This window comes from Streptomyces sp. NPDC048521, from assembly GCF_043199855.1.
Taxonomy (GTDB): domain Bacteria; phylum Actinomycetota; class Actinomycetes; order Streptomycetales; family Streptomycetaceae; genus Streptomyces.
The window spans coordinates 147,063-165,313 of the sequence record NZ_JBICWR010000008.1 but is presented as its reverse complement, the minus strand read 5'-3'; the positions used below and the strand labels follow the sequence as shown (position 1 = coordinate 165,313).

At 70.7% G+C, this 18,251-nt stretch carries 18 protein-coding genes and 3 pseudogenes; 13 read left to right on the top strand and 8 right to left on the bottom strand.

Annotation, left to right across the window (positions count from 1 at the left end; all coding sequences use genetic code 11):
• Window positions 1-14: 14 nt before the first annotated feature.
• Window positions 15-206: a DUF397 domain-containing protein gene (locus ACGFRF_RS20490; protein ID WP_393741821.1), complete on the bottom strand. Its 192-nt coding sequence runs from the start codon at window positions 204-206 to the stop codon at window positions 15-17.
• 8 nt (window positions 207-214) lie between these two features.
• A complete protein-coding gene (locus ACGFRF_RS20485; protein ID WP_393741819.1) occupies window positions 215-1,051 on the bottom strand; it encodes a helix-turn-helix domain-containing protein in 837 nt (278 codons plus the stop codon).
• Window positions 1,052-1,253: 202 nt separating this feature from the next.
• Between ACGFRF_RS20485 and ACGFRF_RS20480 the strand changes: the two are divergent.
• The 4 genes and pseudogenes from ACGFRF_RS20480 (at window position 1,254) to ACGFRF_RS20465 (ending at window position 3,103) form a co-directional block, all read left to right on the top strand.
• Window positions 1,254-1,665: pseudogene (locus tag ACGFRF_RS20480) on the top strand (ATP-binding protein).
• Window positions 1,666-1,671: 6 nt separating this feature from the next.
• A pseudogene (locus tag ACGFRF_RS20475) lies at window positions 1,672-2,100 on the top strand (hypothetical protein); the annotation flags it as partial.
• A gap of 515 nt (window positions 2,101-2,615) precedes the next feature.
• A complete protein-coding gene (locus tag ACGFRF_RS20470) occupies window positions 2,616-2,732 on the top strand; it encodes a hypothetical protein (protein WP_393741817.1) in 117 nt (38 codons plus the stop codon).
• The gene (locus ACGFRF_RS20465; protein ID WP_393741815.1) at window positions 2,729-3,103 is read left to right on the top strand and encodes an ester cyclase; all 375 of its coding nucleotides are present in this window, start codon (window positions 2,729-2,731) and stop codon (window positions 3,101-3,103) included. Before ACGFRF_RS20470 ends, ACGFRF_RS20465 begins: the two co-directional genes overlap by 4 nt.
• Here ACGFRF_RS20465 and ACGFRF_RS20460 read toward each other — a convergent pair.
• Complete coding sequence (locus ACGFRF_RS20460; RefSeq protein ID WP_393741813.1) at window positions 3,100-3,243, bottom strand: hypothetical protein; 144 nt, start codon at window positions 3,241-3,243, stop codon at window positions 3,100-3,102. The genes ACGFRF_RS20465 and ACGFRF_RS20460 overlap by 4 nt on opposite strands.
• Before the next feature lie 179 nt (window positions 3,244-3,422).
• Entirely contained in the window at window positions 3,423-4,370 is a 948-nt protein-coding gene (locus tag ACGFRF_RS20455; protein ID WP_393741811.1) for a zinc-binding alcohol dehydrogenase family protein, read from the bottom strand.
• Between the two features lie 75 nt (window positions 4,371-4,445).
• Between ACGFRF_RS20455 and ACGFRF_RS20450 the strand changes: the two genes are divergently transcribed.
• Together ACGFRF_RS20450 and ACGFRF_RS20445 are read left to right on the top strand one after the other, a co-directional pair.
• Window positions 4,446-4,937, top strand: a complete 492-nt coding sequence (locus ACGFRF_RS20450) for a MarR family winged helix-turn-helix transcriptional regulator (protein ID WP_393741809.1) — start codon at window positions 4,446-4,448, stop codon at window positions 4,935-4,937.
• 221 nt (window positions 4,938-5,158) lie between these two features.
• Window positions 5,159-5,371 (top strand): annotated as a pseudogene (locus tag ACGFRF_RS20445) (IS5/IS1182 family transposase); the annotation flags it as partial.
• A 19-nt stretch (window positions 5,372-5,390) separates the two neighbouring features.
• Here ACGFRF_RS20445 and ACGFRF_RS20440 read toward each other — a convergent pair.
• On the bottom strand, window positions 5,391-5,819 hold the full coding sequence (locus ACGFRF_RS20440; RefSeq protein ID WP_393741807.1) for a VOC family protein: 429 nt from the start codon (window positions 5,817-5,819) through the stop codon (window positions 5,391-5,393).
• 535 nt (window positions 5,820-6,354) lie between these two features.
• Here ACGFRF_RS20440 and ACGFRF_RS20435 point away from each other — a divergent pair.
• From ACGFRF_RS20435 to rbsD, 5 genes are all read left to right on the top strand, one after another.
• Complete coding sequence (locus ACGFRF_RS20435; protein ID WP_393741805.1) at window positions 6,355-7,425, top strand: LacI family DNA-binding transcriptional regulator; 1,071 nt, start codon at window positions 6,355-6,357, stop codon at window positions 7,423-7,425.
• Window positions 7,422-8,942 (top strand): sugar ABC transporter ATP-binding protein, encoded by a 1,521-nt coding sequence (locus ACGFRF_RS20430; RefSeq protein WP_393741803.1) that lies wholly within the window; start codon window positions 7,422-7,424, stop codon window positions 8,940-8,942. The genes ACGFRF_RS20435 and ACGFRF_RS20430 overlap by 4 nt, the downstream gene beginning before the upstream one ends.
• Window positions 8,932-10,881: a substrate-binding domain-containing protein gene (locus tag ACGFRF_RS20425; protein WP_393741801.1), complete on the top strand. Its 1,950-nt coding sequence runs from the start codon at window positions 8,932-8,934 to the stop codon at window positions 10,879-10,881. Before ACGFRF_RS20430 ends, ACGFRF_RS20425 begins: the two co-directional genes overlap by 11 nt.
• An 85-nt stretch (window positions 10,882-10,966) precedes the next feature.
• Window positions 10,967-11,869 (top strand): ribokinase, encoded by a 903-nt coding sequence (locus ACGFRF_RS20420; RefSeq protein ID WP_393741799.1) that lies wholly within the window; start codon window positions 10,967-10,969, stop codon window positions 11,867-11,869.
• Entirely contained in the window at window positions 11,866-12,255 is a 390-nt protein-coding gene (rbsD, locus tag ACGFRF_RS20415; protein ID WP_393741797.1) for a D-ribose pyranase, read from the top strand. Before ACGFRF_RS20420 ends, rbsD begins: the two co-directional genes overlap by 4 nt.
• Window positions 12,256-12,358: 103 nt before the next feature.
• Here rbsD and ACGFRF_RS20410 read toward each other — a convergent pair whose 3' ends face one another.
• From ACGFRF_RS20410 to ACGFRF_RS20400, 3 genes are read right to left on the bottom strand one after another with little or no spacing between them, the layout of a single operon-like run.
• On the bottom strand, window positions 12,359-13,156 hold the full coding sequence (locus ACGFRF_RS20410) for a sugar phosphate isomerase/epimerase family protein (protein ID WP_393742132.1): 798 nt from the start codon (window positions 13,154-13,156) through the stop codon (window positions 12,359-12,361).
• A 29-nt stretch (window positions 13,157-13,185) separates the two neighbouring features.
• Window positions 13,186-14,337, bottom strand: a complete 1,152-nt coding sequence (locus ACGFRF_RS20405; protein ID WP_393741795.1) for a dihydrodipicolinate synthase family protein — start codon at window positions 14,335-14,337, stop codon at window positions 13,186-13,188.
• Window positions 14,334-15,485, bottom strand: a complete 1,152-nt coding sequence (locus ACGFRF_RS20400; protein WP_393741794.1) for a Gfo/Idh/MocA family protein — start codon at window positions 15,483-15,485, stop codon at window positions 14,334-14,336. Before ACGFRF_RS20400 ends, ACGFRF_RS20405 begins: the two co-directional genes overlap by 4 nt.
• A 256-nt stretch (window positions 15,486-15,741) precedes the next feature.
• Here ACGFRF_RS20400 and ACGFRF_RS20395 point away from each other — a divergent pair, with 256 nt between their 5' ends.
• Window positions 15,742-16,791 carry a LacI family DNA-binding transcriptional regulator gene (locus tag ACGFRF_RS20395; protein ID WP_393741792.1) on the top strand — a complete coding sequence of 350 codons (1,050 nt, stop codon included), beginning with the start codon at window positions 15,742-15,744 and terminating at the stop codon, window positions 16,789-16,791.
• Between the two features lie 527 nt (window positions 16,792-17,318).
• On the top strand, window positions 17,319-18,251 hold the full coding sequence (locus ACGFRF_RS20390) for a GNAT family N-acetyltransferase (protein WP_393741790.1): 933 nt from the start codon (window positions 17,319-17,321) through the stop codon (window positions 18,249-18,251).

The window sequence follows — 18,251 nt, the reverse complement described above, 5'->3', positions numbered from 1 at the left end:
GCCGGACCAGCGGGTCAGGACCCTGGGTACGAGTCCTTCTTCAGAGCTTCGAGGAAAGCGGCGAAGGCGGGGGCGGGGAAGGCGAGGGGGGCTCGGGTGGGGGTTTTGGAGTCGCGGACGGCAACGTGGGTGGGTGTGTTCGCGATCTCCACGCACTCGTTGCCGTCGCCCGGGCCCGAGTAGGACGACTTCCGCCAGTTGTCCATGGGTTTCCTCACAGCTCCTTCGCCAGCCTGTGGATGAAGTCACGCGACTGTCCGGGTTCCAGGGACGCGGCCTCCACCTTACGGAAACTCGTTCGGTAGGTGTTGAGCTGTGCTTCGGAGTCAATGAAGGCTGAGCCGTGCAGCGCGTCGCGGACCACGGTGTCCAGTTTGGGCAGGGGACCGCCCACGTAGGTCATCGTGCTCGACGCTCTGGCGAAGCCGTCCAGGTCGAACGGGATGACGCGCACGGTGATGTGGTCCGCTTCGGACAGCTCGAGTAGTCGGATGAGTTGGGCCCTTGAGGTGGCACGGTCGCTGACTCTGATCCGAAGTGCCGCCTCATGGATCACCGCTTCGTACGGGACGGTGAACGCTTGGCGCGCCTTGCGGTGCCGGATGCGCAACTCCAGTTCCTCGCCGGTCAGTTCCGGCAGCCGCGATGAGAAGACGGCACGCGAGTAGTCCTCCGTCTGCAGCAGGCCCGGCACGTACAGGATCGCCACGTGGCGCAGGGACCGGGCGTGATGCTCCAGTTCGGACAAGTCCAGGAACGACGTGGGCAGCAAGCCCCGGTACTCCTCCCACCAGCCGCGTGTCCGATCGGTGGCCATCGCCACCAGGGCCTCGATGAACTCCTCGTCGGTACAGGCGTAGTGGGAGGCGAGACGGCGGAGTCGCTGCTCGCTCACGCCCGCGAGTGCGGACTCGATGTGGGTGATCTGGGCGGGACTCACGCCGAGGAGAGCCGCCGCCTGGCGGGAGTTGAGGCCCGCCGCTTCACGCATCCTGCGCAGCTCAGTGGCCAGGCGCATCTGGCGTGCCGTTGGCTCGCGCCTCTTCACCATCGACTGGTCCTCCTCACGCGCCTGTGGGCGCGACTCGTTCGGCGTCAGATTACGCGATCGGCTTGCTGCGTCCCTAGATTTAGATCTACCGTCGGTGACGTAGCGCACACGCAGCGGAAGCGCACCGCTCTGTCCCGCCATGACGGCTGCGGCAATGCCACCGCGCGCGAAATTCCTTGTCTCCCACCGGAGTTGATGACGCATGCCCGAAACCGAGTCCTGGGACTACACCCTCTACGTCCCCAACGACCTCAGAGCCGTCACGGTCTGCCGCCGCACCCTGCGGTTGATCCTCACGCTGCACGGGCTGGATCGGCCTGGTGGACACGGCGGAGCTGCTGGCGACGGAGCTGGTCTCCAACGCCGTACGGCACACGAAGGGGCCGGCCGCACTGAGGGTGCGCCGCACCCGGGAGGGGGTGGTGTGGATCGGGGCGTGGGACACCGACCCGGAGCCGCCCCCTCCGCCCCGGCCGCTGGACCAGGTCACCGAACTGGAGGACGGGCGGGGACTGGGACTGGTGACGGCCTGCGCGCAGTACTGGGGCTGGCAGCCGTCGGCACGGTTCGGGGACCGGGGGAAGTACGTGTGGTGCGAGCTGGAGGCGGGGTGACCCACCTGGCACTCGCTGACGGTGCGTCCGCTGGTGCTGGGTCCGGACAACGTGCCGGTGATCGCGGACGAGCGGCAGACCGAGCGGGACGTGCCCCTCGCGGTGCTCTCGGCGATGACACACGGGCGTGGCCCGCAGGCTCCGGCCATACTGGACTCCCTGGCGTGGAGGGACCTGATGACGGCGATCCAGTACTTCTGGCGACACCCACTGGCCGAGCAGGTGCGCGAAGAAGGACGCGAAGAGGGCCGGGAGCAGGGCCGCGCCGAGGCCAAGGCCGAGATGGTCCTCCAGGTTCTGGAATGGCGCGGCATTTCCGTGCCGGACACCGTACGTGAGCGGGTGAGCGCCTGCACGGACCTCGACCAGCTGGAGACCTGGGCCCAGCGAGCCGTGCACGCCACGGACGCGGCCGAGCTGTTCGCCGACGACTGAGTGGGTGAGCGTTGAGCCGCCTCATAGACAGGTTGTGAGCCACCATGCCGACCGAGAGCAGAGGGAAGACCGCCGTGTGGGCGAAAGTCCTGGCAGGGTTCGTCCTCTTCGCCGTCCTGCCTGTGGTCGTCTGGTTCTTCGTCTCCTTCCGAGAAGCGCACGTTTTCCCTTGGTGATCCGAGCGGCTCGCCGTCGTGCTGGGCGCCAGGGCGTCGGGAGCCGCTCGGCTGGGACGACACGACGGGCCGCCGGCAGTGGGCCTGCTAGGGCGCGCATCGAGTCGTGATCACCTTGCGGGTCGCGGCCAGTCGCTTCAGCTTCGGCCGCCCAGAGGAGAGCGGTGTCAGACCGCACCGATACGGTCGCTCCATGAGAGCTACAGGAACGTTCACTGTCAAAGCGTTCGTCCCGACTGAGCTGAAACCGGGCTCGGCTGTGTCCAGTGGGCTTCCGGTGGGTCTCGCCACGATGGAGAAGCACTCGGCAGTGATCGCGCAGCGGAGTTCTTCACCATCGTGCCAACGAGCGGTACGGGAGAGCCGGCCGGGATCTCCGGTGCTGGAGGAATGGCCGTCGAGGCTGATGGAACGCATCGGATCTGGTGCGACTACGAGGTGGGATTGGACCGATGACAGACGAAGTGCACGAAGCAAGGGCTGTCGGCCTGCGCATGTACGAGGCCTTCAACGCCCGGGACCTGGCAGCCCTGGAGACGATCCTCGCACCGGACTTCGTGAGCCACCCGCTGAGAACGGCCGGGATCGGGGCCGTCGCGGATGCCTGGTCCAAGATGTTCGCAGCCCATCCCGACATTCAGGTCTTCGTCGAGGACATGCTCGTGGACCACGACCGGGTCGCCGTCCGCTCGGTGCTGCACGGGCTTTCGAACTCCGCGTCGGGCGGCGCGGAGCCCGCACCCACCATGATGGAGATCTTCCGAGTTCAGTACGGCCTGATCGCCGAGCTATGGGGCCTGTCCAGTCTCGGCCGACCGGCCAGCTAAGTGGTGTCCAGGTCGGCGGTGGTGAACCTCCACTGGAACGGCTGTGCCGTGGCGTTGTAGCGGTCTTCGAATGCTCGGAGCCGATTTCGGACCTCGTCGAGGTCTGTGAAGTCGTTGGGTGAGACGACCTTGCGCTGCACGATGGAGAAGAAGATCTCGATTCGGTTGCTTGAGCCGGTGGCGCTCGGCAGCGGTCAGTTCCACGGGCACGGCGGAACATGCGGGCATGGACGGAGGGCGGCCCATCTTCCGGGGGGTGTGGCTGCGTGGGGCACGTCAGGGTGGGCAGCGGCCAAGGCCGCTGCCAGCACTGATGTCGTCAGGCGACGCGGAGGATGCTCTTGCCATGGGTTGCGCCCTCAGCGAGGTGCTGTACGGCCATGGCCAGGTCCCCGAGGTCGTACTCGGCGGTGATGTCCGTGCGGATCTGGCCTTCGGCGACGAGGCCGAGTGCACGACGGGCACTGTCGGCGAGTCGCTCGGGGTGGGTCTGGCTGAGCAGGTTGCTGTTGTAGGTCAGGAGCGATTTGCCGTGTGTGAGCAGGTCGTTGGCGTTGGCCAGGACAGGTTCGTACGTGGAGAGGTTGCCGTATGCCACCAGTCGGCCGTGCGGTGCGAGCTGCTCGAGGCCGGCGTGGCGGGTCGAGCCGCCGACGGGGTCGAGGATCACGTCGAACTTGTCGTCGCCGAGCGCGGTCGGGAATTCCTCGCGCAGCAGGAGCTGGTCGTACCCGAACTGCGCGGCGTAGTCGGCCCTGTCGGCAGTGCCGACTACGCCGACGATCCGGTCGGCCCCGGCCAGCCGGGCGAACTGGATGGCGAGCGTGCCGACTGAGCCGGCGGCGGCGTGGATCAGCACGCGCTCGCCGGGTCGCACACGTGCGGCGGTGTGGATCAGGTCGTAGGCGGTCGGTGCGCCCCACCCGAGACCTGCGGCCGTCCGCAGCGGCACGTCGCCGATGCTCAACGTGAGCACGGCGGGCGCCAGGACCACCTCGGCGTAGGCGCCTGCCATGGTCAGTGCGGTGACGAGCTCACCGACACGGCTTGCGTCGACGCCCTCGCCGACCGCGGCAATGTGTCCGGACGCCTCGAAGCCGGGTACGAAGGGGCGCGGCACGGGGAAGTGGCCGTCCCGGACCATGGTGTCGCCCCACTGGATCCCGGCGTAGGCGACCCGGATCGCCACCTGGCCGGGGCCGGGAGTGGGCTCATCAAGTTCGGCGACCCGGTAGCGGTCATCGGTGTCGAGAACGACGGCCTTCATAATTACAGCCCCCTGTGTTGACTCAGTATCCTTATAGCCGAGCACTGTAGGTATATAAGGTTCCTGAGTCAATCCATGAACCTGTTAATGGAGTGGGAGTGCACCGTGGAAGCCCCGATCGAGAACGACATCTGCACCCGGATCAGGCGCTCGGAACAGGCGCTGATGGCGCACCACGAGGCAGTGCTGCGTACCTACGGGCTGACCATGACGCAGTACACCGTGCTGTTGATCCTCTCGCGTGAAGGCGGCATGTCCGGCGCCCAGCTGGCTCGCTCCTGCGGGGTGACGCAGCAGAGCATGAGCAGCGTGCTGACCAACATGGAGACCAAGAAGCTCATCCGCCGCGAGACGTCCCCCGTACACGCCAAGGTGCAGATCGCCACCCTCACCGACGAGGGCCGGACGCTGCTGGACCGCGCCTACCAGGAGGTGATCATCCTTGAGCGCGCACTCACCGACGCGTTCACACCCTCCGAACACGCCTCACTCTGCGAACTCCTGGAACGCGCCACCACCGTCCTGATCCAGCAGACTCGCCACACGACAGCCCCACCCACCACCTGAGACCGCGCCCACCACACGCGCCGCCACCCCATCACAGCGAAGCCGCTCCGGAGGCGCCCCCGCCGACCGACAAGAAGACCCTCCGTCGCCCTGGCTACCTGATCAACCCCCGAAGGACTTCCGGAGCCGACCACCAAGGCATGCAACTGACCGACGGTGAGTGGCAGTTCATCGGCTCGTACCTGCTCATCAGCAGGTACGGCGACCCGTACCCGATGCCGCGGAAGAAGAAGGGCCCCGGGGGCGGTCGGCCCGTCAGCCACGACACCGACCTCTACAAGGAGCGGAATACCGTCGAGCGCCTGATCAGCAAGATCAAGGCCTGGCGAGGCATCGCCACCCGGTACGACAAGAGCCCCGAAAGCCACCTCGCCGGCCTCCACCTGCGCGCCTCGACGATCTGGATCAAGGGCCGCGCCCAGACCACCCCTTGATCACGACGCGATACGCGCCCTAGGGGCGAACGTAGGGACGGGTCATGATCTCCATGTTGTGGCCGTCCGGGTCGTCGAAGTAGGCGCCTCGGCCGCCGAACAATCGGTTGATCCGGCCGGGGTCGGTGTGGCCGGGGTCGGCGTAGTAGGTGACCCCGACCGCCTCCAGGCGGGCGATCATGGCGTCGAACCGCTCGTCGGGCACGAGGAAGGCGTAGTGCTGCGGTTGGATCGGCTCGTCCCGCTTCTCGTAGTAGTCGAGCGTCACGCCGTTGCCGAGGTCGACGGGCAGGAACGGCCCGAACGGGGCGCCGACCCGCAGGCCCAGGATCGCGGCGATGAACTCGGCGGACAGGTGCCGGTCACTGGCGTAGACGGCGGTGTGGTTCAGCTGGACGGCGGCCGTCGGCGGCTCGGATTCGTGCGGGTGTCGCTGGTCATGGGACATCGGTGGTCTCTCTCCGGTCTCGGGGTTCTGGGACGGGGCGCCGCACGCGGGCGCCGGGGTCGAAGAGCGGAGAAGGGGGGCGGGCCTCTTGCCCGCCTCGTGCTCACGCCGAGGCCGGGAATCTCACTCGTGCGTGGCCCAAGGCCGACCCGGCAGTCACCCAACCGACCTTAGTGACCGCCATGAGCTGGGGCAACGCCGTTTCCCGGCCGTGCCCGCGCCGCCACTGGCCGACGAGTCGCGCACGCTGATCGGCAGGTGTGTCCCACGGTCGGGATGGGCCAGGCCCTGCGTGTCGGGCGCGCACCTCCGGGGACGCGGAACACCTCTGCCGATCAACCGCCGCGGCGCCGGAGGGTGGCCGTCCCCTTGCCGGCCCAGCCGCACCCCCGGCCCAGCGGCCGGTTTCGGCCACGGTCACGATTCGGTTTCGGCCAACCTTCACCCTCTTGCCTTCGGGCGTGTAATCGATTCCAATCCTTCCTACGCGTTGATGTAATCGATTCCACGCGTTCCACGAGGAGGTGGGTCGCCGATGGCGAGTATCAAGGACGTCGCCGCTGCGGCGGGGGTGTCCGTGGCCACGGTGTCGCGGGTGCTGAACGAGCATCCGTCGGTCAGTGCCGACGCGCGGGCGCGGGTGCTGGCCGCTGTGCAGGACCTGGGGTACCGGCCCAACGCCGTCGCCCGTTCGCTGCGCACCGATCAGACCCACACCCTGGGGCTGGTCATCAGCGACGTGCTGAATCCTTACTTCACCGAGCTGGCCCGGTCCGTCGAGGAGGAGGCCCGCGCCCTCGGCTACAGCGTGATCATCGGCAACGCCGACGAGCGGCCGGATCTGCAGGATCATCATGTGCGGAATCTGCTGGACCGGCGCATCGACGGGCTGCTCGTGTCGCCGACCGACGGCGGGTCGCCGCTGATGCTCGACGCCGCCCGCGCGGGCACGCCGATGGTGTTCGTCGACCGGTGGATCCCGGGCGTGGACGTGCCCGTCGTGCGGGCCGACGGGCAGGCCGCCGTACGGGATCTCGTGGCACATCTGTACCGGCTGGGGCACCGGCGGCTCGCCATCATCGCGGGCCCCGCGGCCACCACCACGGGCAGCGAGCGTGTCGAGGCTTTCCGGGAGGCCATGGCGGAGTACGGGATGCCCCTCCCGGACGTCTACACAGGCCAGGGCGACTTCCAGGCCGAGAGCGGGCGGCGGGTCACCGAGGGGTTCCTGGATCTTCCTCAGCCGCCGGAGGTCGTCTTCGCGGCCGACAACCTCATGGCCCTCGGTGCCCTGGACGCCGTCCGGGCGCGCGGGCTGCGGGTTCCGGACGACATCGCGCTGGCCGCCTTCGACGACATCCCGTGGTTCGTGCACACCGATCCTCCGGTCACCGCGATCGCCCAGCCCACGGGCGAGCTGGGCCGGGCCGCCGTACGGGCCCTGGTCGACCGGATCGAGGGGCGGTCGCCCGCGTCCGTCACCCTCGCCGCCCGGCTCGTCGTACGCCGCTCGTGCGGTGAGCCGTCCGCGTCCGTACCGGCCACCGCCGTGCGGGCCCTTCCCCCCACGCAGTCCCCCTCCCCAGTGCAAAGGAGCACGACGTGAGCAACCCGGACGAGTTGCTGCGCATCGAGGGCATACGCAAGACCTTCCCCGGCGTGGTCGCGCTCGACGGCGTCGACTTCGACCTGCGCCGGGGCGAGGTGCATGTGCTGCTCGGTGAGAACGGTGCCGGCAAGAGCACGCTGATCAAGATGCTCTCCGGTGCCTACACGCCCGATTCCGGGCGGATCCTGGCCGGCGGCAAAGAGGTGCGCGTGCATGGCGCGCAGGACGCCGAACGGCTCGGGATCGCCACCATCTACCAGGAGTTCAATCTCGTTCCGGACCTGACCGTCGCCGAGAACATCTTTCTGGGGCGGCAGCCGCGTCGCTTCGGGATGATCGACCGGAAGCGGATGGAGGCCGACGCCGAGGTGCTCCTCGCCCGCGTGGGAGTGAACGTCTCGCCCCGCGCGCGGGTGCGGGAACTCGGTATCGCGCGGCTGCAGATGGTCGAGATCGCCAAGGCGCTCAGCCTGGACGCGCGCGTGCTCATCATGGACGAGCCGACCGCCGTGCTCACCTCGGAGGAGGTGGAGAAGCTGTTCGCCATCGTGCGCTCGCTGCGCGCGGACGGCGTCGGGGTCGTGTTCATCACCCATCACCTGGAGGAGATCGCCGCCCTGGGGGACCGGGTGACCGTCATCAGGGACGGGAGGAGCGTCGGGCAGGTGCCCGCTTCCACGCCCGAGGACGAACTCGTACGGCTGATGGTGGGCCGGTCCATCGAGCAGCAGTATCCGCGGCAGCGGCCCGAGAAGGGCGCCGCGCTGCTCAGCGTCGAGGGGCTGTCCCGGGACGGCGTCTTCCACGACGTGAGCTTCGAGGTGCACGCCGGTGAGGTCGTCGGCATCGCGGGACTCGTCGGGGCCGGGCGGACCGAGGTCGTGCGGGCCGTGTTCGGCGCGGACCCGTACGACGACGGGGTCGTGAAGGTCTCCGGGAGCGCGTTGCGGCGGCATGACGTGAACGCCGCGATGGCGGCCGGGATCGGGCTCGTGCCCGAGGACCGCAAGGGGCAGGGGCTCGTGCTGGACGCCTCCGTCGAGGAGAACCTGGGGCTGGTGACCATGCGGTCGGCGACCCGGGCCGGGCTGGTCGACCGCAAGGCGCAGCACACGGCGGCCGAGCGGATCGCGGGGCAGCTGGGTGTGCGCATGGCGGGCCTCGGGCAGCATGTGCGGACCCTGTCCGGCGGCAACCAGCAGAAGGTCGTCATCGGCAAGTGGCTGCTGGCCGACACCAAGGTGCTGATCCTCGACGAGCCGACGCGCGGTATCGACGTCGGCGCGAAGGTCGAGATCTACCAGCTCATCAACGAACTCACGGCCGCCGGAGCCGCCGTGCTGATGATCTCCAGCGATCTGCCGGAGGTGCTCGGCATGAGCGACCGGGTCCTGGTGATGGCCCAGGGCCGGATCGCCGGTGAACTCAGCTCCGACGAGGCCACCCAGGACGCCGTCATGGCGCTCGCCGTCTCCACCCCGACCACCGAGAAGGAGGCCACCCGTGGCCACTGACACGCTCAAGAGCACGACGGGCGCGAGTGGCGCCCGGGGCGGCCTGCGCCGGCTGCTCCTCGACAACGGCGCGCTGACCGCGCTGATCGTCCTGGTCATCGCCCTGTCGGCGCTGTCCGGTGACTTCCTGACCGCGGACAACCTGCTCAACATCGGTGTCCAGGCCGCCGTGACGGCGATCCTCGCCTTCGGCGTCACCTTCGTGATCGTCTCGGCGGGCATCGACCTGTCGGTCGGTTCGGTGGCGGCGCTGTCGGCGACCGTGCTGGCCTGGAGCGCCACGAATCATGGCGTGCCGGTGTTCCTGGCGGTGGTGCTGGCCGTCGCCACGGGCATTGTGGCGGGCCTGGTGAACGGCTTCCTCATCGCCTACGGCAAGCTGCCGCCGTTCATCGCGACACTGGCGATGCTGTCGGTGGCGCGCGGCCTGTCCCTGGTGATCTCCGGAGGCGTCCCCATCCCGTTCCCGGACTCGGTCTCGCACCTCGGGGACACCCTCGGCGACTGGCTGCCGGTGCCGGTGCTGGTCATGGTGCTGATGGGCCTGATCGCGGCGTTCGTGCTCGGGCGGACGTACATCGGCCGCTCCATGTACGCGATCGGCGGCAACGAGGAGGCCGCGCGGCTGTCGGGTCTGCGGGTGAAGAAGCAGAAGCTCGCGATCTACGCCCTGTCCGGGGTGTTCGCCGCGGTGGCGGGCATCGTGCTGGCCTCCCGGCTGTCCTCGGCGCAGCCGCAGGCCGCCGACGGCTACGAGCTGGACGCGATCGCCGCGGTCGTCATCGGCGGCGCCTCGCTCGCGGGCGGCACCGGCAAGGCGTCGGGCACGCTGATCGGCGCGCTGATCCTCGCGGTGCTGCGCAACGGCCTCAACCTGCTGAACGTGTCCGCGTTCTGGCAGCAGGTCGTGATCGGTGTCGTCATCGCGCTGGCGGTGCTGCTGGACACGGTGCGCCGCAAGGCCGGGGCCACGCCGGTGGCGGCCGGTACGGGCGGCGGGAACAAGGGCAAACAGGCGGCGACGTACGCGCTCGCGGCCGTGGTGACGGTGGCGGTCGTCGGCGCGACCTCCTTCCTGCACGGCGGATCCTCGTCGACGACCCCGAAGATGGGCCTGTCGCTCTCGACGCTCAACAACCCGTTCTTCGTGCAGATCCGGGCGGGCGCCCAGGCCGAGGCGAAGAAGCTCGGCGTGGACCTGACCGTCACCGACGCCCAGAACGACGCCTCCCAGCAGGCCAACCAGCTGCAGAACTTCACCACGTCCAACGAGGGCGCGATCATCGTCAACCCGGTGGACTCGGACGCGGCGAGCAACTCGGTCAAGGCCGCCGACAAGGCGAGGATCCCGGTCGTCGCGGTCGACCGGGGTGTCAACAACGCCTCCGTGGACACACTGGTGGCCTCCGACAACGTGGCCGGTGGTGAGCTGGCCGCCAAGACGATCGCCGAGAAGCTGGGCGGCCAGGGCAAGATCGTGATCCTGCAGGGCCAGGCGGGCACCTCCGCGGCCCGGGAGCGGGCGGCCGGCTTCGCGCAGGGCCTGAAGGCCTACCCGGGCATACAGGTGCTGGCCCAGCAGCCCGCCGACTTCGACCGCACCAAGGGCCTCGACGTGATGTCGAACCTGCTCCAGGCCCACCCCGACGTGCAGGGCGTCATCGCCGCGAACGACGAGATGGCTCTCGGCGCGATCAAGGCGCTCGGCTCCAAGGCCGGCAGGTCGGTCCAGGTCGTCGGCTTCGACGGCACCCCGGACGGTCTGAAGGCGGTCGAGGACGGCACGCTGTACGCGTCGGTCGCCCAGCAGCCGACCCAGCTCGGGAAGATCGCCGTGGACAACGCGCTCCGGGCGGTCCAGGGCAAGAAGGTTCAGCCGACCGTGAAGGTGCCGGTGAAGGTGGTCACGAAGGACAACGTGACCGGATTCACCGGCTGACAACGACGGACGGGCGGGCGGTCGTACCGGGCACGAAGTCCGGGGCGGCCGTCCGCCCGAAGTCATCTCTCAGGGGAGTCAACTGATGTACGACTACGACCTCCTGGTCGTGGGTTCGGCCAACGCCGACCTGGTGATAAACGTCGAACGGCGGCCGGCCGCCGGCGAGACGGTGCTCGGCGGCGACCTGGCCGTGCACCCGGGCGGCAAGGGGGCCAACCAGGCCGTCGCCGCCGCCCGGCTCGGGGCGCGTACGGCCCTGCTGGCGCGGGTGGGCGACGACGGCCACGGCCGGCTGCTGCTCGACTCCCTGCGCGCGGCCGGGGTCGACACGGCGGGCGTGCCGGCGGGCGGGGCGCCGACGGGCGTGGCGCTGATCACGGTCGACCCGTCCGGGGACAACAGCATCGTGGTGTCCCCGGGTGCCAACTCCCGTCTGTCGCCCGCGGACGTCCGGGCGGCCAGGAGCCTGGTCCTCGCCTCGCGGGTGGTCTCGGCGCAGCTGGAGATCCCGCTGGAGACGGTCGTGGAGGTCGTACGGAACCTGGCTCCCGGCAGCCGGTTCGTGCTGAACCCGTCCCCGCCGCGCCCGTTGCCGCCGGAGGTACTCGCGGCCTGTGACCCGCTGATCGTCAATGAGCACGAGGCGCGGGTGACCCTCGGCGACACCGGTGTGGGCGACGATCCCGCGGACTGGGCGCGGCTGCTGCTGGCCCGGGGCCCGCGCTCGGTGGTGGTGACGCTGGGCGCGGAGGGGGCGCTGGTGTGCGACGGCTCGGGCGTGACCCGGGTGCCGTCGGTGAAGGTCGACGCGGTGGACACCACCGGGGCGGGCGACGCGTTCACGGCCGCGCTCGCCTGGCGGCTCGGGGCCGGTGCCGCACCGGCCGAGGCGGCGGCCTACGCGGCGCGCGTGGGCGCGGCGGCCGTGACCAGGCGGGGCGCGCAGGAGTCGTACCCGACGGCGGCGGAGGTGGATGCCCTGTGAAGAAGGCGGGCATTCTCAACCGCCACCTGTCCGGCGCGCTGGCCGAGTTGGGGCACGGGGACGGTGTGCTGGTGTGCGACGCGGGCATGCCGATCCCGGACGGGCCCCGGGTGGTGGACCTCGCTTTCCGGGCCGGCGTCCCGTCCTTCGCGGAGGTGCTGGACGGGTTGCTGGCCGAGCTGGTGGTGGAGGGCGCCACGGCCGCGGAGGAGGTACGGGCTGCCAATCCGGCGGCGACCGCGCTGCTGGAGTCCCGCTTCCCGGGCCTGGCCCTGGTCCCCCACGAACGCCTCAAGGAGCTGTCGGCGGGGGCCCGGCTGATCGTCCGCACCGGCGAGGCCCACCCGTACGCCAACGTGCTGCTGCGCTGCGGGGTGTTCTTCTAGGCCCTGTCGTTCGGGGGGGGGCGTGCCGGTCCGTCGGACCAGGCACGCCCCCTCGGCATTCCCCGCGCGCCGGCGGACCGGAAACCGTCGGCGTCCCGCTGCGCTAAGCCGTGTGCTCCACGAACCGCGCCGCCGTCCGCGCCAGCGTCTCCCGGCCGTCGCGCGACCACAGCGCCTCGTTGAACAGCTCCACCTCGATGGCGCCGGTGTATCCGGCCGCCTCCACGTAGCCCTGCCACTCCCGCATGTCGATCGAGCCGTCGCCGATCTGCCCGCGGCCGTTCAGCACGCCCTCGGGCAACGGAGTGATCCAGTCCGCGAGTTGGAAGGCGTGGATGCGGCCACCCGCGCCCGCCCGGGCGATCTGCGCGGGCGCGGTGTCGTCCCACCAGACGTGGTACGTGTCGACCGTGACGCCGACCTGCCGGGCGGGGAAGCGCTCGGCGAGGTCGAGGGCCTGGGCGAGGGTGGAGACCACACAGCGGTCCGAGGCGAACATCGGGTGCAGCGGTTCGATCGCCAGCCTCACCCCGTGGTCCTCCGCGTACGGCCCGAGCACCGCCAGCGCGTCCGCGATCCGCTCGCGCGCGCCGTGCAGGTCTTTCGAACCGGCCGGGAGGCCGCCTGAGACCAGAACCAGCGTGTCCGTGCCCAGCGTCGCCGCCTCGTCGACCGCTCGGCGGTTGTCGTCCAGGGCCTCGGCGCGCTCCGCCGGGTCGATCGCCGTGAGGAAGCCGCCGCGGCACAGCGTGGTGACGGTCAGGCCCGCGTCGCGGACCAGCTCGGCGGTCGCCTGCGCGCCGTACGCCTGGACGGGCTCCCGCCACAGGCCGACGTTCGTGACGCCCAACCCGCGACAGGCATCGACGAGTTCGGGCATCGACAGCTGTTTGACCGTCATCTGGTTGATGGAGAAGCGCGCGAGGTCGTTCACTGGTTCACCCCGTACAGCGACAGCAGGGTCTTCATCCGTTCCTCGGCGAGCTTGGGGTCCGGGAACAGGCCGAGTGCGTCGGCGAGTTCGTAGGCGCGGGCGAGGTGCGGGAGGGAGCGGGCCGACTGCAGGCCGCCGACCATCGTGAAGTGCGACTGGTGGCCCGCGAGCCAGGCGAGGAGGACCACGCCCGTCTTGTAGAAGCGGGTGGGGGCCTGGAAGAGGTGGCGGGAGAGGCCGACCGTCGGGTCCAGGAGGGTCCGGAAGCCCTGGACGTCCCCCGTGTCGAGCACCCGTACCGCCTCCGCCGCCAGCGGGCCCAGCGGGTCGAAGATGCCGAGCAGGGCGTGGCTGAAGCCGCGGTCGTCGCCCGCGATCAGCTCGGGGTAGTGGAAGTCGTCGCCCGTGTAGCAGCGGACCCCGCCGGGCAGGCGACGACGCAGGTCGACCTCCCGCCGCGCGTCCAGCAACGACACCTTGATGCCGTCCACCTTGTCGGGGTGGGCGGCGATGACCTCCAGGAAGGTGTCCGTGGCCGCGTCGAGGTCGTCCGAACCCCAGTAGCCCGCCAGCGCCGGATCGAACATCGGGCCCAGCCAGTGCAGGATCACCGGTTCGGCGGACTGGCGCAGCAGGTGGCCGTAGATCTCCAGGTAGTCCTCGGGGCCGGAGGCGGCGGCGGCCAGGGCCCGGGACGCCATCAGGATCGCCTGGGCGCCCGACTCCTCGACCACCGCGAGCTGTTCCTCGTAGGCGGCCTTGATGTCCACCAGGGATCCCCCGGTGATCTGGTCGGTGCCGACCCCGCAGGCGATGCGGCCGCCGACCGCCTTCGCCTCCGCCGCCGACCGGCGGATCAGTTCGGCCGCGCCCGCCCAGTCCAGGCCCATGCCGCGCTGGGCGGTGTCCATCGCCTCGGCGACACCGAGGCCGTGGGACCACAGGTGGCGGCGGAAGGCGAGGGTGGCGTCCCAGTCGACGGCGGCGGGCGAGTCGGGCGAGACGTCCGCGTACGGGTCGGCGACGACGTGGGCCGCGGAGAAGACCGTACGGGAGGTGAAGGGGGTGCCCGGCGACACCACCAGCGGCTCGGTGCGGGGCTCGTACGTCCGCAAGGTGCCGTCCGCGGAGGGCAGTCGGATGGTCACAGCGAGATCTCCGGTACGTCGACGCGGCGGCCCTCGGCGGAGGACCTCAGCCCCAGCTCGGCGAGTTGCACGCCACGGGCGCCGGCGAGCAGGTCCCAGTGGTAGGGGGCGTCGGCGTACACGTGCTTGAGGAACAGCTCCCACTGGGCCTTGAAGCCGTTGTCGAACTCGGCGTTGTCGGGCACCTCCTGCCACTGGTCGCGGAAGGCCTCGGTGGCGGGGACGTCCGGGTTCCAGACGGGCTTGGGAGTGGCGCTGCGGTGCTGTGCGCGGCACTTGCGGAGACCGGCCACCGCCGAGCCCTCGGTGCCGTCGACCTGGAACTCGACGAGTTCGTCCCGGTTGACGCGGACCGCCCAGGAGGAGTTGATCTGGGCGATGGCGCCGCCCTCGAGTTCGAAGATGCCGTAGGCGGCGTCGTCGGCGGTGGCGTCGTAGGGCTTGCCCTGTTCGTCCCAGCGCTGCGGGACGTGGGTGGTGGCCAGGGCCTGGACCGACTTCACGCGGCCGAACAGCTCGTGCAGGACGTATTCCCAGTGCGGGAACATGTCGACGACGATGCCACCGCCGTCCTCGGCGCGGTAGTTCCAGGAGGGGCGCTGGGCGGGCTGCCAGTCGCCCTCGAAGACCCAGTAGCCGAACTCGCCGCGGACGGAGAGGATGCGGCCGAAGAAGCCGCCGTCGATGAGCCGCTTCAGCTTCAGCAGGCCCGGCAGGAAGATCTTGTCCTGGACGACGCCGTGCTTGATGCCCTTGGCGTGGGCGAGGCGGGCGAGTTCGAGGGCGCCGTCGAGGCCGGTCGCGGTGGGCTTCTCGGTGTAGACGTGTTTGCCGGCCGCGATCGCCTTCTTGAGCGACTCCTCGCGGGCGGAGGTGACCTGGGAGTCGAAGTAGAGGTCGACGGTGGGGTCGGCGAGGACGGCGTCGACGTCGGTGCAGACGTGCTCCAGGGCGTGCCGTTCGGCGATCTCCCGCAGGGCGTGCTCGCGGCGGCCGAGCAGGATCGGCTCGGGCCAGAGCACGGTGCCGTCGCCGAGGTCGAGTCCGCCCTGTTCGCGCAGGGCGAGGATCGACCGGACGAGGTGCTGGCGGTAGCCCATGCGCCCGGTCACGCCGTTCATGGCGATACGCACCGTCTTGCGTGTCACGTCTCAGTCCCCTTCATGGGCGCCACGCGCCCCGTTCAGCAGCGGCGTCGGTAGTACAGCAAGCGCTTTCTAACCGATGAGAAGCTAGCCTCTGAGCAGTGGTCTGTACAAGACCGTGTCCTCTTCGAGTTGTTCGAGGGGGCGAACAACGGGGGTCCGGGGCTTTAGGGTCTGCTCCACAGTCCCTCGGAACCAGGAGCGGGGCCTGGCTGTCTACGAGGGCGTACGACACGAAGCGCGACCGGAGGACGACGAGATGACGGTGACCCTGGCGGACGTGGCGGCCCGCGCCCAGGTCTCCCCCGCGACGGTGTCGCGCGTGCTGAACGGCAACTATCCGGTGGCCGCGTCCACCCGCGAGCGGGTGCTGCGGGCGGTGGACGAACTGGACTACGTCCTCAACGGCCCCGCCAGCGCGCTCGCCGCCGCCACCTCCGACCTGGTCGGCATCCTCGTCAACGACATCGCCGACCCGTTCTTCGGGATCATGGCGAGCGCCATCCAGGCCGAGATCGGGGGGCCGGGCGGGCGTGCGGGCGGGGAACGTCTGGCGGTCGTCTGCAACACCGGTGGATCCCCGGAGCGCGAGCTGACGTATCTGACCCTGCTCCAGCGGCAGCGGGCCGCGGCCGTGGTGCTGACCGGCGGGGCCGTGGAGGACGTGCCGCACGCGGCGGCGGTCGCGGCGAAGCTGCGGAAGCTGGCGGAGGCCGGGACCCGGGTGGTGCTGTGCGGGCGCCCGCCGGCACCGGACACCGAGGCCATCGCCCTCACCTTCGACAACCGCGGTGGCGCCCGCGCGCTGACGGACCATCTCATCGGCCTCGGCCACCGCCGCCTCGGCTACATCGCCGGCCCCGAGGAACGTACGACGACCCGCCATCGCCTGGAGGGCCACCGGGAGGCGCTGGCGGGAGCCGGCATCGAGGAGGACCCGCGCTGGACGGTGTACGGCCGCTACGACCGCCGGTCCGGCTACGAGGCCACGCTGGAACTTCTGCGCCGGGACCCCTCGCTGACGGCGATCGTCGCCGCGAACGACTCCGTCGCCCTCGGCGCCTGCGCCGCCCTGCGCGAGTCCGGCCTGCGCATCCCCGGGGACGTCTCGGTGGCCGGCTTCGACGACCTGCCGTTCAGCATCGACGCGGTGCCGTCGCTCACGACGGTGCGCCTGCCGTTGTCGGAGGCGGGGGCACGGGCCGGCCGCATCGCGATGGGCCGCGAGGAACCGCCGCCCGGGGGGATCGCCTCGGTGCGGGGGGAGTTGATGGTGCGGGGGTCCACGGGGGCGCCGCGGGCGTCCTGAACGCGGCGGGCCTCGGCCGGGGCGCCGCGGGCGTCCAGAACACCGGCAGGCATCGGCCGGGGCACCGCGGGCGTCCACAACACGGACGGGCATCGGCCGGGGCGCCGCATCGACTGGGGCGCGGGCGCGCATCGGCCGGGGCACCGCGGGCGTCCAGAACACGGACGGGCATCGGCCGGGGCGCCGCATCGACTGGGGCGCGGGCGCGCATCGGCTGGGGCGCCGCGGGCGTCCAGAACACGGACGGGCATCGGCCGGGGCACCGCATCGGCTGGGGCGCCGTTCGGATCACCTCGGATGGGGCCGGGCGTATGGTGCGCTGCGTCGCGAGGCGGAGCATGACCCGCGTGCCGGGCGCACTCGGGTGCGGTGATCCTACGCGGACCGTCTTCGCACAGAAGGCGCTGCCCACGGACCGAGACCGTCAGCCGCCGTCGCGAGTGACTCACCGACGTCCCCGGACAGCACACCTGGCTAGTCTCGGAGTGCCGGTATCTCTGACTGCGTCAAACATCCGGAGAGCGATCATGAGCGTCCAGGACGTCCGCGCCTTCAACCGCTTCTACACGGGTCTCATCGGCGCCCTCGACTACGGCCGCCACCTCTACGCCCCGTACACCCTCACCGAGTCCCGCGTGCTCTACGAACTGGCCCGGGTCCCGCATATGGACGCGGCCGATCTGCGGACCCTGCTCGACCTGGACGCGGGGTACCTGAGCCGGATCCTGAACAAGTTCGAGGAGGGCGGGCTGGTCGAGCGCGGGCCGTCCGAGAGCGATCCGCGCCGGCGCCGGGTGCGGCTCACCGCGCGCGGGCAGGAGGCCGCCGGGCTGCTGGACGAGCGGGCCCGGCAGACGGTCGGAGCGCTGCTCGACACCGTGGACCCGAAGGACCGGCCGCGGCTGGCCGAGGCCATGGGGACCCTTCGGGGCATCCTCGGGGACCGGCCGGATCGGCAGCCCGGGGAGGCCGTGCTGCGCGAGCCGCGCCCCGGGGACCTCGGCTGGATCGTGCAGCGCAACGCCGCCCTGTACGCGGCCGAGTACGGCTGGAACGCCGACTACGAGGGCCTCGTCGCCCGGATCGTCGCCGACTTCGCGGAGGACCACGACCCGCGTCTGGAGCGGGTGTGGATCGCGGAGTCGGACCGGCGCCCGGTGGGCTGCGTGATGTGCGTACGGGACGACGTGCCCGGCACCGCGCGGCTGCGGCTGCTGCTCGTGGAGCCCGAGGCGCGCGGGCACGGCATCGGCGACCGGCTGGTGCGGGCCGTCGTCGACTTCGCACGCGGGGCCGGCTACCGCGACCTGGTGCTCTGGACCAACGACGTGCTCAGCAGCGCCCGCCACCTCTACCAGCGGCACGGCTTCGTCCTCGTCGCCGAGAAACCCCACCGCTCCTTCGGCAAGGACCTCGTCGGCCAGGACTGGCGGCTGGAATTGCATGGACCCGGCGACTGA

What these genes read in the sequence shown, in the direction of transcription:
- ACGFRF_RS20490 (WP_393741821.1), bottom strand. Translation starts at nt 206, where the DNA reads ATGGACAACTGGCGGAAGTCGTCCTACTCGGGCCCGGGCGACGGCAAC.
- ACGFRF_RS20485 (WP_393741819.1), bottom strand. Translation starts at nt 1,051, where the DNA reads ATGGTGAAGAGGCGCGAGCCAACGGCACGCCAGATGCGCCTGGCCACT.
- ACGFRF_RS20465 (WP_393741815.1), top strand. Translation starts at nt 2,729, where the DNA reads ATGACAGACGAAGTGCACGAAGCAAGGGCTGTCGGCCTGCGCATGTAC.
- ACGFRF_RS20455 (WP_393741811.1), bottom strand. Translation starts at nt 4,370, where the DNA reads ATGAAGGCCGTCGTTCTCGACACCGATGACCGCTACCGGGTCGCCGAA.
- ACGFRF_RS20450 (WP_393741809.1), top strand. Translation starts at nt 4,446, where the DNA reads ATGAACCTGTTAATGGAGTGGGAGTGCACCGTGGAAGCCCCGATCGAG.
- ACGFRF_RS20440 (WP_393741807.1), bottom strand. Translation starts at nt 5,819, where the DNA reads ATGTCCCATGACCAGCGACACCCGCACGAATCCGAGCCGCCGACGGCC.
- ACGFRF_RS20435 (WP_393741805.1), top strand. Translation starts at nt 6,355, where the DNA reads ATGGCGAGTATCAAGGACGTCGCCGCTGCGGCGGGGGTGTCCGTGGCC.
- ACGFRF_RS20420 (WP_393741799.1), top strand. Translation starts at nt 10,967, where the DNA reads ATGTACGACTACGACCTCCTGGTCGTGGGTTCGGCCAACGCCGACCTG.
- ACGFRF_RS20410 (WP_393742132.1), bottom strand. Translation starts at nt 13,156, where the DNA reads ATGACGGTCAAACAGCTGTCGATGCCCGAACTCGTCGATGCCTGTCGC.
- ACGFRF_RS20395 (WP_393741792.1), top strand. Translation starts at nt 15,742, where the DNA reads ATGACGGTGACCCTGGCGGACGTGGCGGCCCGCGCCCAGGTCTCCCCC.
- ACGFRF_RS20390 (WP_393741790.1), top strand. Translation starts at nt 17,319, where the DNA reads ATGAGCGTCCAGGACGTCCGCGCCTTCAACCGCTTCTACACGGGTCTC.